Below are 20,128 nucleotides of genomic sequence, written 5' to 3'. Positions count from 1 at the left end.
GAAGACCAGGCGGTTACAATCGCTTCCAATAATGGGGGGTGAGTGAAATGGAGACGCTATATTTATCCTGCTTGGCTTTCGGCGTGCTGTTCGCGCTCGTCAGCGTCGTGCTTGGCGATCTGCTCGGCTCGGCGCTTGACGGAGCGCTGGATTTCCTCTCGGCGGATGCCGGCGGCATTTTCCAGCCAGCGGCGCTGGCGGGCGGGATCACCGCGTTCGGCGGGGCCGGCCTCATGCTGGAGAAGTACACCGAGCTTGGCGCGGGAGCGACGGCGAGCCTGTCGGTTCTGCTCGCGATCGCCGGCTCCGTGGCGATGTTCTTCCTTTATGTGAAGCCGATGAGGAACAGTGAGGCGTCGTCGGGCTACTCGGTCCGGGAGCTGGGCGGGATGATCGGCGAGGTCATCACTCCGATCCCCGCCCATGGATGCGGCGAGGTGCTGATCCGGATCGGCGCAGGCGTTACGAACCATACGGCGGAGAGCTTTGAGAGCCGGGACATTCCGTCCGGCAGCCGTGTCGTCGTCGTCGAGGTGAAGCCGGACGCGCTTTCGGTCGCCATGATGAATGAGAGAGGAGACCTGTAATGCCAGAATTTCTCGTAATTCCTTCGATTGTCGTCGGCGTCATCGTCTTGCTGGGCCTCGCTTTCTGGGCTCGCTACAAGACGGCGAGCCCGGACGAGGCGATGGTCGTCACCGGTTCTTTCCTCGGCGCGAGCAATGTCGCGTCGGATGATTCCGGCCGGAGCATCAAGATCGTCCGCGGCGGGGGCGCGTTCATCCTGCCGGTGTTCCAGCGGGTGGAGTTCCTGTCGCTGCTGTCGATGAAGCTCGACGTCTCCACGCCGGAGGTGTACACGGAGCAGGGCGTGCCGGTCATGGCCGACGGCGTCGCCATCATCAAGATCGGCGGCTCGATCGAGGATGTCGCGACGGCGGCCGAGCAGTTCATGGGCAAGCCGGTCGAGGCGCTCAAGAGCGAGGCTCAGGAAGTGCTGGAGGGCCATCTGCGGGCGATCCTCGGCTCGATGACGGTCGAAGAAGTGTACCGCAACCGCGACAAGTTCGCGCAGGAGGTGCAGTCGGTCGCGGCGAAGGATTTGAAAAAGATGGGGCTGCAGATCGTCTCGTTCACGATCAAGGATCTGCGCGACAAGCACGGCTATCTGGACGCTCTCGGCAAGCCGCGCATCGCCGCCGTCAAGCGGGATGCGGAAATCGCCGAGGCTCAGGCGCTCCGTGACTCGCGGATTCAGAAGGCGGCGGCGGAGGAAGAAGGCCAGAAGGCCGAGCTGCTGCGCGACACGAACATCGCCGAGGCGTCCAAGCAGAACCAGCTGAAGGTGGCCGAGTTCAAGAAGGAGCAGGATACGGCCAAGGCAGAGGCGGATCAGGCGTATACGATCCAGGAAGCCCGCATCAAGCAGCAGGTCGTCGAGGAGCAGATGAAGGTCGAGCTGGTCCGCAAGGAGCGCGAGATCGATCTGGAGACGAAGGAGATCCTGCGCCGCGAGAAGCAGTACGACTCCGAGGTCAAGAAAAAGGCCGACGCCGACCGGTATGCCGTCGTGCAGGCCGCCGAGGCGGAGAAGGAGCGGCAGTACCGCGCTGCCGATGCGCTCAAATATCGCATCGAGGCGGAAGCTCACGCGATGGCCGAGCAGAAGCGGCTCGAGGGCCAGGCGCAAGCCGACGCCGAGCGCGCCAAAGGTACGGCGGAAGCCGAAGTCATCCGGCTGCGCGGTCTCGCCGAAGCCGAGGCGAAGGAAAAGCTCGCCCTGGCGTTCGAGAAGTTCGGCGAGGCAGCCGTCCTCGACATCATCGTCAAGATGCTGCCGGAGCTGGCTGCGAACGTCGCGGAGCCGATCAAGTCGATCGACAAGCTGACGGTCGTCGATACCGGCAACGGCGCCGGAGCGGCGCGCCTCTCCAACTACGTGACCGACCTGATGGCGACCGCTCCCGAGATGCTCAAGAGCGTCGCCGGCATCGACGTCAACGAGCTGATGCGCAGCCTGACGTCCCGATCGGCGTCGCCGGCAGCTGCGGCGTCGCTTCCGAAGGCCGAGCCGGCGCTGCCCGCCGCGGCTGCGCTGAGCGCGGCCGCAGCCGAGGCGCCGAGCAAGTCCTGATCCTCCGCATTCATGCTGGAATGCGAGCCGTTTCCGCCCTAGCGGCGGGAACGGCTTTTTTCGTCTAGCAAGGAGCGCGCAAAAAGCCTCGCGGCATATGCCGCGAGGCTTTTGAGGCTGCTGATCCGAAGTCGGATTAACGGCTGTAGAACTCGACGATTTGCTTTTCGTCGATGTCGGAGCTCAGCTCGCCGCGCTCTGGCAGGCGGATGTACTTGCCTTCGAGAGCTTGCTCGTTGAATTCCAGGTACGCCGGCAGGTGATGGCGGCCTTCCATAGCTTCTTTGACCAGCTTGAGGGAACGGCTGCGCTCACGCAGGCCGATCACATCGCCAGGCTGGACTTGGTAGGAAGCGATGTCGACCTTCTTGCCGTTCACCGTCACGTGGCCATGCGCTACGAGCTGGCGAGCGCCTGCACGGGAGTTGGCGAAAGCAAGACGGTACACGAGGTTGTCCAGGCGGCTCTCAAGCAGGAACATGAAGTTCTCGCCGGAGATACCTTTGATTTTCGAAGCTTTGTCGAACAGGTTGCGGAATTGCTTTTCGTTCACGCCGTACATGTGGCGCAGCTTTTGCTTTTCCGCGAGCTGGAGGCCGTAGCCGCTCACTTTTTTGCGCTGGCTCGCTTGGCCGTGCTGACCCGGAGGGAAAGCGCGCTTCGCGAGTTCTTTGCCGGTGCCGCTCAGGGAGATGCCGAGGCGGCGGCTGAGTTTAAACTTGGGACCTGTATAACGTGACATATTGGGTGTAGCTCCTTCTTCAAATGGAATGTTTGAAAAGGGTCCAACGTTTCGCCGAATGCTGCATGAACATGGACGAGCCATGACCTGAAGGGGAAGTTCAGCCGCTGCCCCCGCAGCTGCAGCACCCATGAGGGTGTCACAAAACCTTTGGCCTATATTCAACAACTAATTTTAAAGGATTCATGCTCGACATGTCAAGGGAATCGCCGCTTCTGCATAAGGGAACGGCAAGCGAGGGAAAATCCTACGGAACGCAGGAATGAGAGGAGTGCTTTTGATGACCTTCCGCATCCCCATAAAGCGAATTCATACGCTGCTGGCGCTGCTCGCCGCGGCGTCGCTGCTCGCCGGCTGCGCGGCAACGTCCGCGGAGCGCTCGCCACGGGAGCTGCTGCGCCTGGCCGTATCGGGGCTGTCCGTCCCGGAAAGCTATCGCTTCGCGTTGATCGAGACCGATCCGTCCGGTGCCGGGGCGGCGCGGCAAGAGGAGTGGAAGGGCGAAGTGCGCCGCCATGACGGACTTCGCCTGTTGACCAGCGGAGCGGGAGCGGCGGTCCAGATCGACGGGAGCGACCGGTACGGCGAGGACAGCTACAACCCTTCGGCGCTGCTGGAGGGGCTGCTGGATGGAGCGGCGAGCGTCCGGCTGGACGAGGCCCGCTCGGGCGGAGGAGAGGCGGTGCTGCTCATCGAGCCTGATGCGAGCTTCGCGTCGGGCCTCTGGAGCAAGCGGCTGCGCGCGCAGGCCGAGCAAAGCTCCGCGGCCCGTCCGCTGCAGGCGGCCGACATGCGCTGCGAGCTTGTCGTGGATCGGCATCGGCTCGTGCCGGTGGAGCTGACGGAGCGGTCCAGGCTGGTTTTTTCCGACGGCGGAAAGCGGGTCGAGGAGGAGCGGTCGCTGCGGTTCCGCTTCGAGACGGAACCGTGATGCGATGACGCGGAGCCGTGCAGAAGCAGGAATGCTCGTGATAGGATGGGAACGGAATTCATCTATTCGAGGAGGTATGCAGCCATGCGCGATCCGCGCCTGCAAACATTAGCCGCCAATCTGGTCCGCCACTCCGTGCGCGTCCAGCCTGGCGAGAACATCCTGATCGACATGATCGGCCCGGAGCGGGAACTGGCCAAATGCCTCGTGGAAGAAGTGGCCCGCGCCGGCGGCCGTCCGTTCGTCGAGACGAGCGACCGTTCCGTGCTGCGCTCGATGCTGCTGCACGCGACGCCGGAGCAGATCGGGCTGTGGTCGAAGCTCGACCAGGAGCGCATGAAGCAGATGCAAGGGTACATAGGGATCCGATCGGGTGAAAACGTCAACGAGCTGTCGGACGTGCCGGAGGACAAGATGAAGCTGTACCAGCAGCTCTACTCCCATCCGGTGCACTCCGAGATCCGCGTCAAGAAGACGAAATGGGTCGTGCTGCGCTATCCGAACGCCTCGATGTCCCAGCTCGCCAAAATGAGCACCGAGGCGTTCGAGGACTTCTACTTCGACGTGTGCAACCTCGACTACAGCCGCATGGAGGAGGCGATGACGCCGCTCCAGCAGCTGATGGACCGCACGGACAAGGTCCGCATCGTCGGACCGGGCACGGACCTGAGCTTCTCGATCAAGGGCATCGGCTCCGTCAAATGCGCCGGCGAGCGCAATATTCCGGACGGAGAGCTGTACACGGCGCCGATCCGCGACTCCGTGCAGGGCACGATCACGTACAACACGTCGAGCGTCAACTCGGGCGTGACGTTCGACAACATCTCCTTCACGTTCGAGAACGGCCGCATCGTCAAGGCGACGAGCAGCGATACGGACCGGATCAACGAGATTCTCGACACGGACGAAGGAGCCCGCTACATCGGCGAGTTCAGCCTCGGCTTCAACCCGTACATCCTGCACCCGATGAACGATACGCTGTTCGACGAGAAGATCGCCGGCTCGCTGCACTTCACCCCGGGACAGGCTTACGAGGAAGCGGACAACGGCAACCGGTCCGCGGTCCACTGGGATCTCGTCTTGATCCAGCGTCCCGAGTATGGCGGCGGCGAGATCTATTTCGACGACGTGCTGATCCGCAAGGACGGGCTGTTCGTGCTGCCGGAGCTGGAAGGGCTCAATCCCGAGCGATTGAAATAAGCGGATTCCGCAGATGGGCTTCCGGGTAAAAATATCCTGTTCATCTTGAACGGGGGAGCGTTTCGGAGTATGATGGAGGAAACGTTTTCTTAAGTTTTTTAACAGGGAGGAATACCCATGTCCAACAATGCGGCTATCGTAGAAATTTCCCAAGTTGCCAGCCGGTTCCGCTCGTCGATCGTGCTTCAAGCCGAAAACAAGTACATCGACGTGAAGAGCATCCTCGGCCTGTTCACGACGTTGGTGGGTACGCATTCCTACGAGCTTCACGTCCACGGGCCTGACGCCGACGAGGCGAAAAAGGCGCTTGCCGAAGTATTCGCCAAGCACAATCTCAACATTACGATCATCGGCGAATAGATGCCGGCGAAGGGCGACTCTACCCGTCATGCGGGCGGAGTCGCCTTCTTTGTTTGTCCTTGTGTATTCCCCCCGAATCGTCTACTATTAGAGATATTAGGCAAACCAATGACAACAACGGCGAGACATCCGCACAGGGGGGGAAACTATGTCTTCACCGGAAGTTCTGGTCCATCTGCATCAGAAGGCGGTTCTACTGCTGCAGGATGACGCAAACAAGATCGAGAAGCTCATCGAAGTGCAGATGGAAAATCTTGCGACCCGCAAATGTCCTCTGTACGAAGAGGTTCTGGATACCCAGATGTACGGTTTTTCCCGGGAAGTAGACTTTGCGGTGCGGGCTGGCCTGATCGAGGAATCGGCAGGGAAGGCCATCATCAGCAAGCTGGAGCGCAACTTGGCTCAATTGTACGAAGCGCTGGACCAAAAATCCCAGCTTCTATAGGATGGACCGAAGGCAAATGAAAAAGCGGCGCCGCGTCGACAGACAGCGGTGCCGCTTTTTTGCTTAGATGCGCTACACGAGGTAGAACGCGAAGCCGAGAATGATGTACACCATGACGAGCAGGAAGCCCTCGTACCAGTTCGTGCGTCCGTCGCTCGAAACCGCCTTGGCGATGAACACCGAGACGGCGATGGCGGCAAGCTCGATCGGCGTGAAGACAATGTCCATCGTCGGGCCGAAAAAGCCGCTGATGAGGACGAGCACCGGCGCCACGAACAGCGCGATCTGCAGGCTCGAGCCGACGGCGATCTCGACGGCGGCGCCCATCTTGTTTTTCATCGCGAGCATGATGGCCGCGCTGTGCTCGGCCGCGTTGCCGACGATCGCGACGACGAAGGCGCCGATGAACAGCTCGGACAGGCCGAAGCGCTCGGATACGCCGTGCAGCGTGCCGACGAGCCATTCGCTGACGAACGCGACCATGACGGTCGCGACGACGAGGTAGAGCACCGAGCGCTTGAGGGACCAGAGCGGCTTTTCCTCATGCGCGTCCGCTCCGGCCTCGGCCTTGTCCTCCATCTCGGACAGCATGTCCTTGTGGGTGACCATCGAGAACACGAGCCAGAGCAGGTAGCTGACGATCAGGATGATCGCGACCGTGATGCTCAGGATCTGGTCCTGGCGGAAGCTGAAATGCTCGGACGTGACGAACGTCGCCGGAATGAACAGGGCGACGACGGCCAGGATCATCAGCGTGGAGTTGTGGGTGGCGAGCTGCACGTTGTAGCGCTGCTCCTTGAACTTGAGGCCGCCCAGCAGGATGCTGAGGCCGAGCACGAGCAGCAGGTTGCCGATGATCGAGCCGGTCAGGCTGGCCTTGACCGTCTCGAACGAGCCGGCTTTCACGAGGAAGATGGCGATGATCAGCTCCGCCGCGTTGCCGAACGTGGCGTTGAGGAAGCCTCCAAGCCGCTGGCCGGCGTAATGGGCGACCGATTCCGTCGCCTGGCCGAGAAAGCCGGCGACGAAGATGACCGAGATCGCCGATACGGCGAACTGGAGCATCTCGTTCCAGTGGAGATAATGGGCGAGTCCGCTCACGACGAACGTGAGGATGAGCCCGGCGAAGAACAGCTGGCGACGCTTGGCCATAATGCACCTCTTTGGCAAGGATGAGCCGGGTCGGGACCCGGCAAAATATGTATCTTACTATACCCAATTCAAGGACTAAAGTAAACGGAGGCGAGCGGCTTCCGGACTGTCTTGCATTTCCGAGAGCGCATCCTTTACAATGGATGAAAGTGGAGTCAAACGAAGGGGTGGAGCGTCGTGGCGGAAGATCTTGAAACAGGAATGATTCGGATTTCAGATGACGTAGTCGCAACGATCGCAGGACTCGCCGCGCTCGAGACGCCGGGAATCGCCGCCATGTCGGGCGGCATCTCCGAAGGGCTGGCCAAGCGGCTGAGCGGAAAGAACGCCCAGAAGGGCGTGACGGTCGAGGTCGGACAGCTGGAGGCTGCGATCGACCTGCGCGTCATCGTGCAGTATGGGATTCCGATCCAGGAAGTATGCCGGCAGCTGCAGCTCGGCGTACGGGAGGCGGTCGAGAACATGACCGGCCTTCATGTCGTCGAGGTGAACGTCAAGGTCGACGGCGTCATGTTCAAGGAAGAGACGGCGGAGGAGCCGGCTTCCGGCGCCAGCCGTGCGATCAAATAGCTTCGCCTTTGCCTGTCCCGCTCGAGCGGGACAGGCTTTTTTTTGATCCGACGGCGTGGCCGCTCGCAGGCGAGGAGCGGAAGGCGGAGGGGGGACAGCGAAAAGAGCAGGCAAAAGCGCCTCTGCCGGTGATTCGGGCAGAGGCGCCGAGAAGGACGGAAGCGCTAGTTTTCGGACAGCATCGGCTGCTTCGCAGATCGAGGCCGCGCGTTCGGCGACGTCTGGATCGCCGGATCCCGATTGGCCTCGCGGGAGATGCTCAGCATGACGCCCATCGCGATAAGCGAGGCGAGCAGCGACGATCCGCCGTAGCTGATGAACGGCAGCGTGACGCCGGTCAGCGGGATCGCGCCGGTGACGCCGCCGATGTTGACGAACGCCTGGATGGCGAACAGCGAGACGATGCCGGCTCCGACGACGGTGCCGTAGATGTCCGGGCAGCGGAGCGCCACGATGATGCCGCGCCACAGGAACATCAGGAAGACGAGCAGGAACAGGCTGCTGCCCAGGAAGCCCAGCTCCTCGCCGATGATCGCGAAGATGAAGTCGTTGTAGGCGAAGGGCAGATACTGGACCTTTTGCACGCTATGGCCGAGGCCGGCTCCGGTGAAGCCGCCATGTCCGAGCGCCATCAGCGAGCGGCTCACCTGCATGCCGGATTCGAGCGCGTGGGCGAGCGGATCGCGGTAGCTGGTGAACCGCTCCAGCCGATATGCCCAGCCGTCGCTGTCGACGAGGAAGCTGATCGCGATGACGATCGCGATGGCGATGGCGCCGAAAAACCCCGAGGCGACGAGCTGGCGCAGGTTGGCGCCTCCGGCGAAAATCATCATCATCGCGCAGGCGCAGATGACGAGGCAGGAGCCCATGTCGGGCTGCAGCATGATCATGCCGCAGACGACGGCGACGATGACGATGACCGGCACGAGGCCGCGCTTGAAGCTGCGGAACCGCTCGCCCTTTTTGGCGATGAGCGAGCCGAGATAAAGGATGAGGGCGATCTTGGCGAACTCGGTCGGCTGGATGGTGAAGCCGAACAGGTTGATCCAGCTTCTCGCCCCGTTGATCTCATCCGCCACGAAGGGCACGAGGAGCAGCATGAGCATGGCCGGAATGAAAAAAAGGATGAAGCCCTTCTTGAAGAACTGATAGCGGAAGTTCGTCAAAAGGAGCATCAATCCCGTGCCGAGACCGGCGAATAGAAGCTGTTTCTTGAAAAAGTGCAGCGGATCGTATCCGTACCGCCTGTCCACCTCTGCGATGCTGGCGCTGGCGCTGAAAACCATGACGAGGCCGAAGCCGACCAGCGCCAGCGTCAGGATGAGAAGCAGGAAGTCCGGTCGGCCGCGGCGGCTTTCCGGGTTTGCTTTCATTTCATACCATCACCTTATTCGGCCAGCTTTTGCTTCAGCTCGGCCAGCTTTTGCTTGGCGGCGCTCAGGATCGGCTGCGGTACGGCAGATTCATATTCCATTCCGTGGGGGAAGGTGGCGCGGCCGATGTAGACATGCTCGATCGCAAGCACGGCGGCCGGGTTTTCCAGCTTGCCTTCGACGGCGCGGGTATTCAAGCGCAGGAAGTACTCGAAGTCCGTGCTGCGGTCGACGAACTTAAGGTCGTATGTAGCCCGGTAATATTCCCACTGCCAGCGGACGAATCCGAGACTTTCCGCGCTCTCGTCCAGGTGAGCCAGATCGCTCTTCATTCCGTCAAGGCCGGTGTTTTCAATAATCATGAATATCCTCCTCAGCAGCTTGGCAAAGACTGTATGCACGTTCATCATTCATATTAGTATGTTTCAAAGTCGAGCGCAAGGGCGCGGCTTTTTTTGAAACGGCGCTCTATCTCCCTCGGCCGGCCTTCTGGTACACTAGTCCGTGAGAGCAAGGAGGAGATGGGAATGGACAACCAAAGACGTCTGGAGGCGGAGCGGACGCTGGAGCGGCTCATGCCGCGGATGGTGGAGCATCGGCGCCATCTTCACCGCCATCCGGAGCTGAGCTTCCAGGAGGCGCGGACATCGTCCTGGATCGCGGAGCGGCTGGCCGACATCGGCTGCGGCAGCGTGCGGACCGCCGTCGGCGGCTTCGGCATCGTCGCGGAGTGGACGGGTCTCGAGCCAGGTCCTACGGTCGCGCTGCGGGCCGACATGGACGCGCTGCCGATCGAGGAGGAGACGGGAGCGGACTACGCCTCGACCGTGCCGGGCGTCATGCACGCTTGCGGTCATGACGCGCACACGGCCGGCCTGCTCGGCGTCGCGGCCTACTACGAGTCGCTGCAGGGCGCCTTCAAGGGGACGCGGCGCCTGCTGTTCCAGCCGGCGGAGGAGCTGACGCCGGGCGGAGCGAAGCCGATGATCGAGGACGGCGCGCTGAGCGGAGTCGACGCCATCTACGGCGTGCATCTGTGGAGCCCGCTGCCGGCGGGCCGGGTCGAGACGAGAGCCGGCGCGTTCATGGCCGGAGTGGACGAGTTCACGATCGATATCGTCGGTCGCGGCGGCCACGGCGGCATGCCGCAGCATACGGCGGACGCGATCGTCGCCGGCGCGGCGCTCGTGACGGCGCTGCAGACGATCGTCAGCCGCAACGTCAGTCCGCTCGAGACGGCGGTCGTGACGATCGGCTCGTTCCAGGCCGGAGAAGCGAGCAACATCATCGCCGGCCACTGCCGGCTCAAAGGGACGGTGCGTACGTTCGACCTCGGCGTGCGCGATCAGATCCGCGCCCGCATCCGGGAGCTGACGCGCAGCGTCTGCGCCGGCTACGGCACCGAGGGGCGGCTCGACTACCGCGAAGGCTATCCGCCGGTCATCAACGACGAGGCGGAAGCCGCGCGCTGCCTGCGGACGGCGGCGATGCTGTTCGGCGAGGACGCCGCGGGCCTGTCGGAGCTCATTACGGCGGGCGAGGATTTCGCCTACTATCTCGAGCGGATTCCCGGCTGCTTCGTCTTCGTCGGAGCCGGCAATCCGGAGCTTGGCGCCGTCTACCCGCATCATCATCCGCGCTTCGACATCGACGAGAGCTCGATGAAGCAGGCCGCCTTGCTGCTCATCGGCTGCGCGGAGTCGTTCGCAGACGCGAACGGCTGACTTTTTCGCGGCGCCTGGCGCCGCAGCGCCGTACGGCGGCCCTCGGCCCTTTTTTCTGCCTGCAGAGGTGGGGAGAAGGGCTTTTTGGCGCGCCGCGGCGGAGGGAGGGGCGCACAGAGGGCATAAAATCAGGCTTCGCTGCCCCATACTGTCAAAAACAGGATTGGGGAAAGGAGCCCTGGCGATGCTGAAACGAAGCAGCGGCCCATTGGTCGTGCAGGCGGACGGCACGGTGCTGCTGGACGAGTCGCATCCGGCAGCGGAGGAGGCGAGGGAAGCGCTCGGACGGTTCGCCGAGCTCGTCAAACGGCCGGGCACGCTTCATCACTATCGGATCGGGCCGCTTCCGGTCTGGAATGCGGCTTCGCAAGGAATGACGGCGGAGCAGATGCTGGAGCCGCTGCGGCGCCATGCCCGCTACCCGGTGCCGGCCGCTTTGGCGGAGCAGATCCGGCAGTGGGTCGAGCGCTGCGGCGGACTCGAGCTGCGGAGCGGCCGGGAGGGAGCTCTGCTGCTCGTCGGGGAGCAGGCGCTCCTGGAGGAGCTGCCGGAGCCGTTTTTTCAATCGCATGCAGCCCGGCGGACGGAGCAAGGATGGGAGCTGCCCGCCGACCGGCGCGGAGAGCTGAAGCGCGAGCTGCTGCGGCTCGGCTTGCCGGTGAAGGATCGGGCGGGCTACCGGGCAGGCGAGTCGCTTGACATCCGCCTGCGCGGCGAGCTGGCGGGCGGGCGGCCGTTCGAGCTGCGGGACTATCAGGCGGAGGCGGTGGACCGCTTTTGCCGCGAGGACGGAGCCGGCGGCAGCGGCGTCGTCGTGCTGCCGTGCGGAGCGGGCAAGACGGTCGTCGGCGCGGCGGCGCTCGCCCGGCTCGGCCAGGCGACGCTCGTGCTGACGTCGGGCTCGACCTCGGTTCGGCAGTGGAAAAGAGAGCTGCTGGAAAAAACGACGCTGCGGGAGAGCGACATCGGGGAATACACGGGCGATCTCAAGCAGATCCGCCCGGTCACCGTCGCCTCGTACCAGATCGTCGCTCATGGCAAAGGCGCGTCGGGAGCCCGGGCGGACGGAGGCCACTTCGACCTGTTCGGCAGCCGCGACTGGGGCCTGATCATCTATGATGAAGTCCATCTGCTGCCGGCGCCCGTCTTTCGTCTCACGGCGGAGCTGCAGGCGACGCGCCGGCTCGGCCTGACGGCGACGCTCGTGCGCGAGGACGGCCGGGCGGAGGACGTGTTCTCGCTCATCGGTCCGAAGCTGTACGAGCTGCCGTGGCGGACGCTGGAGCGCCAGGGCTGGATCGCGGGCGTGCGCTGCCGCGAGCTGCGCGTGCCGCTGTGCGACTCGATCGCCGAGCGATACGAGCGCGCGGACCGCAAGACGAAGCTGCGCCTGGCGAGCTCGAATCCGGCGAAGCTGGAGGCGGTGAACCGGGTGCTCGGCGCTCATCCGGACCGTCCCGCGCTCATCATCGGCCAGTATCTGGACCAGCTGCATGCCCTCGGCCAGGCGCTCGAGGCGCCGGTGCTGTGCGGCAGCACGCCGGCGCCGGAGCGCGAGGAGCTGTTCCGCCGCTTCAATGCCGGCGAGCTGCGGCGGCTCGTCGTCTCCCGCGTCGCGAACTTCGCGGTCGATCTGCCGGACGCCTCGCTCGCGGTGCAGGTGTCGGGGACGTTCGGCTCGCGCCAGGAGGAGGCGCAGCGCATCGGGCGCCTGCTCCGTCCGAAGGCGGACGGCATGCCGTCGCTGTTTTATACGGTTGTCAGCGCGGGCACCAAGGAGACGGAGTTCGCGCTCAAGCGGCAGCTGTTCATGGTGGAGCAGGGCTATGCGTACGAGACGATTGGACCGGAAACGGCGGAAAGGGGATGGAGCGGATGAGCGGCAGCAAGCCGTGGGAACGAAGCCGACCGGCCGTTCGTGCGGGCGGCGCGCCCGTCGGGAAGTCTGGCGGGGCGCTTCACGGCGCCGGAGCGGCGGCGGAAGCGCAGCCGTCTCCGTCCGCTGACGATGCGGGATGGAGCGCGCTTGCCGGCCTGACGGGCGCTCCTGCGGAGGGGGCGACCGGGCGCTCCGGCAGCGCCGCCGAGGAGCGCAGCCGGCCGGCTGCGCGGCTGCTGCGGCTGCTGCTTCGCCGCTACGGGCTTGCCGGAGCGGAGGAGGGGCGGCTGCTGGAGGCCGCTTGCGCCGAGCATGCATGGTCCAGCCTCGAAGCGGAGGCGGCGCTGGAGGCGCTTGCGCGATCCGGCGACGCCCAGGTGCGCGCCCGATTCTGGGGCGAGCGGATCGTGCATGTGCCCGAGGCGGACGCGCTCGCCCTGCTGCAGCGGGAGTTTCCCGCGCAGGCGGAGCCGCTGCCGCTGCAGCAAGGCGTGCGGGAGCTGCCGGGCGGCGCCAGCACGCGGCTGCTGTCGCGGGTGCTGCTCGGAGCGGCGGCGCAGCTGGCGCGCGACGGCTTCGCCGTCACCGCCAAGGGACGGCTGCACCGCAAGCTGTGCCGGAGCCTGGAGGAAGAGCTGCGGCTGCCGGAGGAAGGGCTGAGCCTGCTGCGGCTGCCGCCTGCCTGGACGCTGGAGTATGAGCCGCCGCTCGCGCTTGCGCTCGATCTGATGGCGGAGCATGGCTGGCTCTCCGCGAGCGGCGAAGGCTGGCTGCTGGACGGCGAGCGCCTGCGCGGCTGGCTCGAGCGGCCGATGCTGCAGCGCGAAAGCTCGCTGCTGCGCGCGCTGACCCGCCGGGCGCTGCGGAAGGGGCCGAGCGAGGCTGCCGCCGCTTCCGCTACGGCGGGGCTGGAGCCGGACCGCTGGTACCGGATCCGGGAGCTGGAACAGGCCGCGAGCGTCCGCGGCGAGCCGGAGGCGGCGCAGCGCTGCTTGCGCGCCTGGCTCGAGCTGCTGCGCTCTTGCGGCTGGGCGGAGCTCGCCGAGACGCATGATGGCGAGCCGGTCCTGCGGATGCAGCTTGCTTTTGACGGACAGGACGGGGAAACGGCGGATTGCGAGCCGCTGCTGGCGCAGCCGGGAGGCGAGCTGTGGGCGGCGAGCTGGTCGGACTACCGCGCAATCTGGCTGCTGGAGCTGGTCGCCGAGCGGGGGGAGCTGCGCGAGCTGACCTCTTACCGGCTGACGCCGCGCTCGCTGGCGAGGCTCGGCCAAGGCGGGGACGGAAGCGGGCTGGCGAGCCTGCTGGAGCAGGCCTGCGGCTGCCCGCTGCCGGCCGCAACGCTCGGCGCGATCCGGGAATGGACGGCGAGCAGCGAAGCGGCCGCTGCGGGCGGTGCGGAGCGCGTCCGCGCATTTGCCGCCGAGTCCGGCGAGGACAAGTTTTGGGCGGGCTGCATGGGCCTGCTGCCGCAGCCGGCCGCCACGCCCGCCGGGGCGGCCGCCGCGCGCGGCCAGCTGCGCCAGGCCTGCGCCCAGGCGGAGGATCCGTTCGGTCTCCAGCAGCTGCCGGCAGCCGAGCCTACGCGGCAAGGGCGGACCGAGCTGGAGCGGTCGCGCCCGGGACTGCCGGCCGCCTGGTGCGAGAAGCCGCGCCGCTATCACGCCTCGACTGCGCTGCAGCTGCTCGAGAGCGCGCTGCGGATCGGACTGCCGGTCGAGCTGTCGACCGCCGAAGGCCGGCACATTTTCGTGCCGGAGCGGGTCGAGCGCGAGCCGGGCGGCGGCTGGACGGCCGGCGGCAGATTCCGCGACAGCGGCGGTTGTCCCGCCGGGGCGGGCAAGCTGGATTCCGCGGACAAGGCGGCGCTGCGCCTGCTTCTCCCGCGCTGAGTCCCGTCCGCATCCTTTCGCCGGGATCAAGCTCCTGCGCAGCGGCCTGGCTGCGGGACAGGCCCGCCCTCGGCAGCCGGACGGCCGGGAAAGTCCGCCGGCGGCAGTATCCGATTCGCTCGCGGTTGTGCTATGATAAGCGATAAGCGGCTGCAGCTGCGGAAAGGAGTGATCGCGGATGATGCAGGATCTTTCCCTCGCGGAGCCTGCCCCGCTGGACATGGCGCCGCTCGTGCTGCGCGCCTACGAGCTCGGCGATTCGATCAATCAGTCGGCGCTTGTCGCCGAATATCTATATTGGAAGGACCGCGTGGAACAGGACCCGGAGGCGCTTCGGCTGAAGCGGGAATTCGCCAAGGCCAAGGAGCTGTTCGCCGAATGCGAGCGCTTCGGACGCTTCCACCCCGATTACCATGCGGCCAAGGACGCCGTCAAAAAAGTCGAGGCCGAGATGGCCGAGGTGGAGAGCATCCGCCGCTACAAGGAGACGGAGGCGGAGGTGGACGCGCTGCTCTACGACGTGTCGCTGCTCATCGCCGAATCGGTGTCGAGCGCGATCAAGGTGCCGAGCAACAACCCGCTGCCGACGGGCGGCTGCGGAAGCGGCGGCTCCTGCAGCTGCGGAAGCGGCGGCTGCGGCTAGGGCGTGTCTGCATGCCCCGAAGGAAGCAGATGTGACCGAATTTTTAAAGGCCGGACCGACATTTACACAGGATCAGGACGGTGAATCCTAGCATGCTTTCGGAACAGAGAAAGGGACATATCGTCTGGGTGAGCGACGTCAAGGCCGCCCGCAGTTTGGAGAAATACGGCAACGTCCACTTCATTTCCCGCCGCCTCCACTATGCGGTCGTCTACGTGGACGCGGACCGCGAGGAAGAGACGCTTCGCAACCTGCAGCGGCTTCCTTACGTGAAGAAGATCGAGCGCTCGCTGCGCAGCGAGCTCAAGACGGAGTACACCAAGGAATCCGAGGACAAGACGCGCTTCTACAGCATGTAGCCTCCCGTTTGGCGCGGACGATCGGATGCGCGCCTTCAAGCCTTTGCTCCCGATTCGGGAGCGAAGGCTTTTTTGCTTGCCGAATCGTCTAGAGGAGGAGAGGCCTCGCTTGATAATCCAAAATGTGCCAATAATGGGGAGGACTTATTTTATATTTGAAAAAGGAAATAGTCATGGTAGAATAAGCCTAAACTATATATAGATATAAAGGCCTGCTTCCTCAGAAGGAGTGGACAAGGTGAAGGATCGAGTAACGGAGAGATGGAGCACCTACGAGACGTTCCACGTGCAGCTCGGCGACAAGCGCGTGGCGGACATCATCATTACGAACCATGCCCGCGACCGTTGGACGGATCGGGTGGAGAGCCAGAAGACCGGCTACGAGGATATCGCAGACTTCATCTGGCAGTGCCTCAAGCAGGGAAGGGTCGAGCCCTACTACCGCAAGGAAGAGGACGTGTATCTGATCGACGACGATCTCGTGTTCGTCGCGGAATTCACCGATTCCGAAAAGGATTTCGACCTCGCGGGCACGCCTCTGCACAAGATGATTGTCGTCACGTTCCTGGGCCGGATGTCGGAAACGATCGAATTGAGGGACTTGAAGTCCTATTATTCCTGGCTCAGGCATTCCAGGCGGATGACGCTGATAAAAAGCAGCCGGAAACGCAGATAAAAAGAATAATTTGACTAACCTCAGTCAAATATGGATTTCTTTGGATTAAAACAAGCCTTTCAGCCCCCGATGAAAAGGCTTGTTTTTGTTGGTTTAATCTTTTTCCTATGAAAATGCCCAAAGGCACGGTTTGCGGTATAATGTCGCTTAAGGAGGCGAAACCGGTGGCTCTCAATTTTCATCAGCTGCATATCTTCCATACCGTTGCCGAAAAAGGAAGCTTCTCGGCGGCGGCGCAGGCGCTGCACATGACGCAGCCTGCCGTGACGATGCAGGTGCAGTCGCTCGAGGAGCTGCTCGGGACGAAGCTGCTGCTGCGGAGCACGAAGCGCATCGAGCTGACCGACGCCGGCAGCGTGCTCATGCCGTACGCCCGGCGGAGCATGGACCTCATCCGCGAGGCCGAAGGCGCGATGGCCCGTTACGCCAGCGGCCTCAAGGGCCGGCTGCAGCTCGGCGCGAGCCTGACGATCGGCGACTACATCCTGCCGCGGCTGCTCGGTCCTTTCAACCGGGAGCATCCCGACATCTCGATCCGGATGAAGGTGATGAACACGACGCAGATCATGGACCACATCCAGAACCATCAGCTCGACTTCGGCTTGATCGAAGCGCCGATCACCCATCCCGACCTGCAGACGGAGCCGGTGCTGAGCGACGAGCTGCAGCTCATCGTCGGCCGCCGCCATCCGCTCGCGGGACGAGGCGAGGTGACGCTGGCGGAGGCGATCGGGTACCCGCTCGTGCTGCGCGAGGAGGGCTCCGGCACCCGTCAGGTGATGGAGGATCAGATGACGCTGCAGGCGATCCATCCGCAGGATCTGCAGATCGTCATGGAGCTCGGCAGCACGGGGGCGGTCAAGTCGGCGGTCGAGGCGGGCATCGGCATGTCGTTCGTATCGGCCTCGTCGATCAAGCATGAGCTGTCGCTCGGCCTGCTGGAGACGGTCCGGATCGTCGACGCCGACTTCAGCCGCAAGTTCTATTCCATCTATCTCAAGTCGGCGGTGCTGCCGCTGCCGGCCGTCTCGCTGCTGAATTTCCTGCGGGGGAGGGACCTGAGCCAGTGGCTGTGATTCGAGCGGATCTGCATGCGCATACGAACGCCTCCGACGGCGTCGACTCGCCGGCGTCCGTCGCGCGGATGGCGGCCGAGGCCGGACTCGATGCGCTGGCGATCACCGATCACGATACGATGGCCGGCGTCGAGGAGGCGGTCCGCGAAGGGAAGCGGCTCGGCCTGCTGGTGCTGCCCGGCATCGAGCTGAGCGCTTCCGAGGACGGCATCGACATTCATGTGCTCGGCTACGGCATGGACGCCGACGATCCGCTCTGGCGCGAGCGGCTGCTGCTCCAGGGCAGCGCGCGCACGCGGCGCAACGAGCGGATGGTCGAGCGGCTGCAGGCGCTCGGCATCGAGCTTACGCTCGAGGAGGCGATGGAGGCCGCTCGGGCGGCCGGCGCGGAGCCGGCCAGCCTCGGCCGCCCGCATCTGGCGTCGGTGCTCGTCGCCAAAGGAGCGGCGGCGAGCATCCGCGATGCGTTCGACCGATATCTCGGCGAAGGCGCTCCGGGATATGCGGCGCTGCCGCGCATCGCGCCGGAGGAGGCGGTCGAATGGATTATCGAGGCGGGCGGCGTCCCCGTGCTCGCCCATCCGGGCCTGTACGGCCGCGACGACATCGTGAAGCGGCTGGCGTCCGGCGGCCGCCTCGCCGGCATCGAGACGAGCCATCCGAGCCATGACGAACGGCAGGAGCAGCGCTACGCGGCGATCGCGGATCGGTTCGGCCTGTTCGCGACGGGCGGCTCCGACTATCACGGGAATCGCGGAGGAGAGCAGCGCCACAGCGCGGTCGGGGCCAAGACCGCCGATGCCGCTCCGCTCCTGGAGCGGCTCGCGGCGGGGCTGTAGGCTAGGCCCCGCTGGAAGCCGTCTGCTTGACGGGCGGAAGCCGTCGATGCCGCCGTCGATGCCGCCATCCGCGGCGACAGCAGGAACAAAAAAGCATCCCCCGGGTCCATTCACGGACCTGGGGGATGCTTTTTTGTTTTTCGCGTATCAGCTTTTGATCGTCGACGGCAGCGCCTTGATGCGCTCCTCGTCGGGGGTGATGAACAGCGTTTTCTGCCGGTCGTAGATGACGAATCCGGGCTTGGCGCCGCTCGGCTTGTGCACGTGGCGGATCAGCGTGTAGTCGACCGGGATCATGCTCGAGCCTTGGGCCTGGCTGTAGTGGGCCGCCAGCATCGCGGCTTCCTCCAGCGTCGGATCGCCGAACTCGGCCGCGCGGATGACGACGTGGGAGCCGGGGATGTCCTTCGTATGCAGCCAGGTGTCGCCGGAGGCGGCCAGCTTGTTGGTCAGATGCTCGTTCTGCGTATTGTTCTTGCCCACATAAATCGGTAGCCCCTCGGAGGAGGTGTAGCAGAGCAGCGACGGACGGGCCGGCTTCTTGCGCTTGGCGCCGCGCTTCTCGCGCGCGCGCAGGTAGCCTCCGGCGACGAGCTCGTCGCGGATCTCCTCGACATCCTGCAGGGAGGCGGAGCCGAGCTGCTGCAGCAGCGAGTCGAGGTAGCGGATCTCCTCGCGCGCCAGCTCCATCTGCTCCAGCACCGCGCCGGTGCTGTTGCGGGCTTTGGCGTAGCGGCGGAAGTACCGCTGGGCGTTGTCCGACGGGCTCAGCTGCGGATCGAGCTCGATGTCGATCTCGGCGCCGTTCTCGTCATAGTAGTCGACGACGGTGACCGAGCGGTCGCCTTTTTGGAACGAATGCATGTACGTCGTGAGCAGCTCGCCGAGCTTGCGGTGCTTGTCCGCGTCCTTGGCTTCTTCAAGCGTCGCGGCTTGCTTCTCGAGCTTCTTGACGTTTTTGGCGCGTTCGTTGTGCAGGAACTGCAGCATGTCGGAGACGCGCTGCTTGACGGCGTCGCGGCCGGCCTTGTCGCCGTAGTACGCCTCCAGGCACTCGCTGATGGTGGCGAACGCTCGGCGCTCGCCGGCGACATGAGTGAGCGGAGTGATCGAAAAGAGCGCCTTGCCGTCCGGCTGCTCGACGATGCCCGGCTCGTCGTCATGATCGCGCGCGGCGTTCAGGAACCGGTCGAACTCCGTCCACAGCGCCTCGGCCGGGTCCGTGCCCGCCGCCTTGGAGGCGCGGTAGGCGAGCTCGCGGCCGAGCAGCGGGCTGAAGCCGCTGAAGGCGGCGACGAGCCGCTTCTCCGGCGCGGGCGCGGGACGCGGCGCCTCGGCATCCGCGTCGGCGCGGGCCTCGACCGCTTCCAGCGCGGCCTCGAACTGCTCCCGGGTGACGATGCCGAGCGGGTCCTGCTTGCCTTGCTCCGGCGGAGCCGTGTAGCGGGAGCCGGGCATGACGATGCGGTAGGCGCTGATCGCCGGCGTGACATGGTGAATCCCGTCGTGGATCGTGCCGCTGGCGGAGTCGGTCAGGATGATGTTGCTGTGGCGGCCCATCAGCTCGACAATGATCGTCTTGAGCGACAGGTCGCCGAGCTCGTCGCGCTGGCGGATCTCGATGTGCAGGACGCGCTCCATGCCGATCTGGCGGATCGACTCGATCTGGCCGCCTTCGCAGTATTTGCGGAGCAGCATGCAGAACATCGGCGGCTCCATCGGGTTCTGATAAGTCCGCTCGGTCAGATGGACGCGCGGGTAGGTCGGGTTGGCGGACAGCAGCAGCCGCTTGCCGCCGCCGGCGCCGCGGGTCTGCAGCACGAGATCGTGGGAAGAGGGCTGGTGGATCTTATGGATGCGGCTGCCGACGAGCTGCTGCAGCTCATGCGCGGCGGCGCGCAGGACAAATCCGTCTAGGGCCATGTCGGGTCGTTCTCCTTTTTGCGAATGGGCGCGGCGTGCGGAAGAGAAGAAGCGCCGGGCGCGCGCGGATGGATGGATCGATGCGTCCTCCAGTGTACCACACCCTGCGGCGCATGGCATCCGGCAGCCTGGCCGGCTCGCCGGACAAGGGATAATTCGGAGATTGTCCTCATATAGTGTCCTAGAGCCTTGCGGATGCTGGCGGCAGCA

At 64.6% G+C, this 20,128-nt stretch carries 20 protein-coding genes; 15 read left to right on the top strand and 5 right to left on the bottom strand.

Annotated features, from left to right (window positions below; all coding sequences use genetic code 11):
• Window positions 1-47: 47 nt before the first annotated feature.
• Both GE073_RS15215 and GE073_RS15210 read left to right on the top strand, forming a co-directional pair.
• The gene (locus GE073_RS15215) at window positions 48-587 is read left to right on the top strand and encodes an NfeD family protein (protein WP_153783789.1); all 540 of its coding nucleotides are present in this window, start codon (window positions 48-50) and stop codon (window positions 585-587) included.
• Entirely contained in the window at window positions 587-2,134 is a 1,548-nt protein-coding gene (locus tag GE073_RS15210; RefSeq protein WP_028596921.1) for a flotillin lipid rafts scaffold protein FloT, read from the top strand. The genes GE073_RS15215 and GE073_RS15210 overlap by 1 nt, the downstream gene beginning before the upstream one ends.
• Window positions 2,135-2,270: 136 nt before the next feature.
• On the opposite strand, the gene rpsD is transcribed toward GE073_RS15210, so the two are convergent.
• Window positions 2,271-2,876: a 30S ribosomal protein S4 gene (rpsD, locus tag GE073_RS15205; RefSeq protein WP_028596920.1), complete on the bottom strand. Its 606-nt coding sequence runs from the start codon at window positions 2,874-2,876 to the stop codon at window positions 2,271-2,273.
• A gap of 280 nt (window positions 2,877-3,156) precedes the next feature.
• Between rpsD and GE073_RS15200 the strand changes: the two genes are divergently transcribed.
• The 4 genes from GE073_RS15200 to GE073_RS15185 all read left to right on the top strand — a co-directional run bounded on the left by GE073_RS15200 (window position 3,157) and on the right by GE073_RS15185 (window position 5,812).
• On the top strand, window positions 3,157-3,807 hold the full coding sequence (locus tag GE073_RS15200; protein ID WP_153783788.1) for a hypothetical protein: 651 nt from the start codon (window positions 3,157-3,159) through the stop codon (window positions 3,805-3,807).
• Between the two features lie 84 nt (window positions 3,808-3,891).
• The gene (locus GE073_RS15195) at window positions 3,892-5,007 is read left to right on the top strand and encodes an aminopeptidase (RefSeq protein ID WP_028596918.1); all 1,116 of its coding nucleotides are present in this window, start codon (window positions 3,892-3,894) and stop codon (window positions 5,005-5,007) included.
• 117 nt (window positions 5,008-5,124) lie between these two features.
• Window positions 5,125-5,367 carry an HPr family phosphocarrier protein gene (locus GE073_RS15190; protein ID WP_028596917.1) on the top strand — a complete coding sequence of 81 codons (243 nt, stop codon included), beginning with the start codon at window positions 5,125-5,127 and terminating at the stop codon, window positions 5,365-5,367.
• 148 nt (window positions 5,368-5,515) lie between these two features.
• Entirely contained in the window at window positions 5,516-5,812 is a 297-nt protein-coding gene (locus tag GE073_RS15185; protein ID WP_028596916.1) for an Fpa/YlaN family protein, read from the top strand.
• Between the two features lie 72 nt (window positions 5,813-5,884).
• Here GE073_RS15185 and cax read toward each other — a convergent pair whose 3' ends face one another.
• Window positions 5,885-6,964, bottom strand: coding sequence for a calcium/proton exchanger (gene cax / locus GE073_RS15180; protein ID WP_043110728.1), 1,080 nt, complete (start codon window positions 6,962-6,964; stop codon window positions 5,885-5,887).
• Between the two features lie 201 nt (window positions 6,965-7,165).
• On the opposite strand from cax, the gene GE073_RS15175 reads away from it, so the two are divergent.
• On the top strand, window positions 7,166-7,534 hold the full coding sequence (locus GE073_RS15175) for an Asp23/Gls24 family envelope stress response protein (protein ID WP_043110727.1): 369 nt from the start codon (window positions 7,166-7,168) through the stop codon (window positions 7,532-7,534).
• A gap of 164 nt (window positions 7,535-7,698) precedes the next feature.
• On the opposite strand, the gene ftsW is transcribed toward GE073_RS15175, so the two are convergent.
• Together ftsW and GE073_RS15165 are read right to left on the bottom strand one after the other, a co-directional pair.
• Entirely contained in the window at window positions 7,699-8,907 is a 1,209-nt protein-coding gene (ftsW, locus tag GE073_RS15170) for a putative lipid II flippase FtsW (protein ID WP_153783787.1), read from the bottom strand.
• A 14-nt stretch (window positions 8,908-8,921) separates the two neighbouring features.
• Window positions 8,922-9,269, bottom strand: a complete 348-nt coding sequence (locus GE073_RS15165) for a YugN family protein (RefSeq protein WP_028596912.1) — start codon at window positions 9,267-9,269, stop codon at window positions 8,922-8,924.
• Between the two features lie 165 nt (window positions 9,270-9,434).
• Here GE073_RS15165 and GE073_RS15160 point away from each other — a divergent pair, with 165 nt between their 5' ends.
• The 8 genes from GE073_RS15160 (at window position 9,435) to GE073_RS15125 (ending at window position 17,995) form a co-directional block, all read left to right on the top strand.
• Entirely contained in the window at window positions 9,435-10,631 is a 1,197-nt protein-coding gene (locus GE073_RS15160) for an amidohydrolase (RefSeq protein WP_101809296.1), read from the top strand.
• A 184-nt stretch (window positions 10,632-10,815) separates the two neighbouring features.
• Window positions 10,816-12,510 (top strand): DNA repair helicase XPB, encoded by a 1,695-nt coding sequence (locus GE073_RS15155; RefSeq protein ID WP_153783786.1) that lies wholly within the window; start codon window positions 10,816-10,818, stop codon window positions 12,508-12,510.
• Window positions 12,507-14,402 carry a hypothetical protein gene (locus GE073_RS15150; protein ID WP_153783785.1) on the top strand — a complete coding sequence of 632 codons (1,896 nt, stop codon included), beginning with the start codon at window positions 12,507-12,509 and terminating at the stop codon, window positions 14,400-14,402. The genes GE073_RS15155 and GE073_RS15150 overlap by 4 nt, the downstream gene beginning before the upstream one ends.
• A 181-nt stretch (window positions 14,403-14,583) precedes the next feature.
• Window positions 14,584-15,045 carry a YlbF/YmcA family competence regulator gene (locus tag GE073_RS15145; RefSeq protein ID WP_028596908.1) on the top strand — a complete coding sequence of 154 codons (462 nt, stop codon included), beginning with the start codon at window positions 14,584-14,586 and terminating at the stop codon, window positions 15,043-15,045.
• 92 nt (window positions 15,046-15,137) lie between these two features.
• Window positions 15,138-15,404 (top strand): YlbG family protein, encoded by a 267-nt coding sequence (locus GE073_RS15140; protein ID WP_028596907.1) that lies wholly within the window; start codon window positions 15,138-15,140, stop codon window positions 15,402-15,404.
• 238 nt (window positions 15,405-15,642) lie between these two features.
• Entirely contained in the window at window positions 15,643-16,080 is a 438-nt protein-coding gene (locus GE073_RS15135; protein ID WP_028596906.1) for a hypothetical protein, read from the top strand.
• A 164-nt stretch (window positions 16,081-16,244) separates the two neighbouring features.
• Entirely contained in the window at window positions 16,245-17,156 is a 912-nt protein-coding gene (locus tag GE073_RS15130) for a selenium metabolism-associated LysR family transcriptional regulator (protein WP_028596905.1), read from the top strand.
• Window positions 17,147-17,995 (top strand): PHP domain-containing protein, encoded by an 849-nt coding sequence (locus GE073_RS15125; RefSeq protein WP_153783784.1) that lies wholly within the window; start codon window positions 17,147-17,149, stop codon window positions 17,993-17,995. Before GE073_RS15130 ends, GE073_RS15125 begins: the two co-directional genes overlap by 10 nt.
• A 147-nt stretch (window positions 17,996-18,142) precedes the next feature.
• Here GE073_RS15125 and GE073_RS15120 read toward each other — a convergent pair whose 3' ends face one another.
• Complete coding sequence (locus GE073_RS15120; protein WP_153783783.1) at window positions 18,143-19,918, bottom strand: Rqc2 family fibronectin-binding protein; 1,776 nt, start codon at window positions 19,916-19,918, stop codon at window positions 18,143-18,145.
• Between the last annotated feature and the right edge of the window lie 210 nt (window positions 19,919-20,128).

The sequence above is a fragment of the Paenibacillus sp. B01 genome, from assembly GCF_009649995.1.
GTDB lineage: Bacteria > Bacillota > Bacilli > Paenibacillales > Paenibacillaceae > Paenibacillus_O > Paenibacillus_O pasadenensis.
Note: the sequence above shows the minus strand (reverse complement) of the source record. Positions and strands in the feature narration are given on the sequence as shown.

What these genes read in the sequence shown, in the direction of transcription:
- GE073_RS15215 (WP_153783789.1), top strand. Translation starts at nt 48, where the DNA reads ATGGAGACGCTATATTTATCCTGCTTGGCTTTCGGCGTGCTGTTCGCG.
- GE073_RS15210 (WP_028596921.1), top strand. Translation starts at nt 587, where the DNA reads ATGCCAGAATTTCTCGTAATTCCTTCGATTGTCGTCGGCGTCATCGTC.
- rpsD (WP_028596920.1), bottom strand. Translation starts at nt 2,876, where the DNA reads ATGTCACGTTATACAGGTCCCAAGTTTAAACTCAGCCGCCGCCTCGGC.
- GE073_RS15200 (WP_153783788.1), top strand. Translation starts at nt 3,157, where the DNA reads ATGACCTTCCGCATCCCCATAAAGCGAATTCATACGCTGCTGGCGCTG.
- GE073_RS15195 (WP_028596918.1), top strand. Translation starts at nt 3,892, where the DNA reads ATGCGCGATCCGCGCCTGCAAACATTAGCCGCCAATCTGGTCCGCCAC.
- GE073_RS15190 (WP_028596917.1), top strand. Translation starts at nt 5,125, where the DNA reads ATGTCCAACAATGCGGCTATCGTAGAAATTTCCCAAGTTGCCAGCCGG.
- GE073_RS15185 (WP_028596916.1), top strand. Translation starts at nt 5,516, where the DNA reads ATGTCTTCACCGGAAGTTCTGGTCCATCTGCATCAGAAGGCGGTTCTA.
- cax (WP_043110728.1), bottom strand. Translation starts at nt 6,964, where the DNA reads ATGGCCAAGCGTCGCCAGCTGTTCTTCGCCGGGCTCATCCTCACGTTC.
- GE073_RS15175 (WP_043110727.1), top strand. Translation starts at nt 7,166, where the DNA reads ATGATTCGGATTTCAGATGACGTAGTCGCAACGATCGCAGGACTCGCC.
- ftsW (WP_153783787.1), bottom strand. Translation starts at nt 8,907, where the DNA reads ATGAAAGCAAACCCGGAAAGCCGCCGCGGCCGACCGGACTTCCTGCTT.
- GE073_RS15165 (WP_028596912.1), bottom strand. Translation starts at nt 9,269, where the DNA reads ATGATTATTGAAAACACCGGCCTTGACGGAATGAAGAGCGATCTGGCT.
- GE073_RS15160 (WP_101809296.1), top strand. Translation starts at nt 9,435, where the DNA reads ATGGACAACCAAAGACGTCTGGAGGCGGAGCGGACGCTGGAGCGGCTC.
- GE073_RS15155 (WP_153783786.1), top strand. Translation starts at nt 10,816, where the DNA reads ATGCTGAAACGAAGCAGCGGCCCATTGGTCGTGCAGGCGGACGGCACG.
- GE073_RS15150 (WP_153783785.1), top strand. Translation starts at nt 12,507, where the DNA reads ATGAGCGGCAGCAAGCCGTGGGAACGAAGCCGACCGGCCGTTCGTGCG.
- GE073_RS15145 (WP_028596908.1), top strand. Translation starts at nt 14,584, where the DNA reads ATGCAGGATCTTTCCCTCGCGGAGCCTGCCCCGCTGGACATGGCGCCG.
- GE073_RS15140 (WP_028596907.1), top strand. Translation starts at nt 15,138, where the DNA reads ATGCTTTCGGAACAGAGAAAGGGACATATCGTCTGGGTGAGCGACGTC.
- GE073_RS15120 (WP_153783783.1), bottom strand. Translation starts at nt 19,918, where the DNA reads ATGGCCCTAGACGGATTTGTCCTGCGCGCCGCCGCGCATGAGCTGCAG.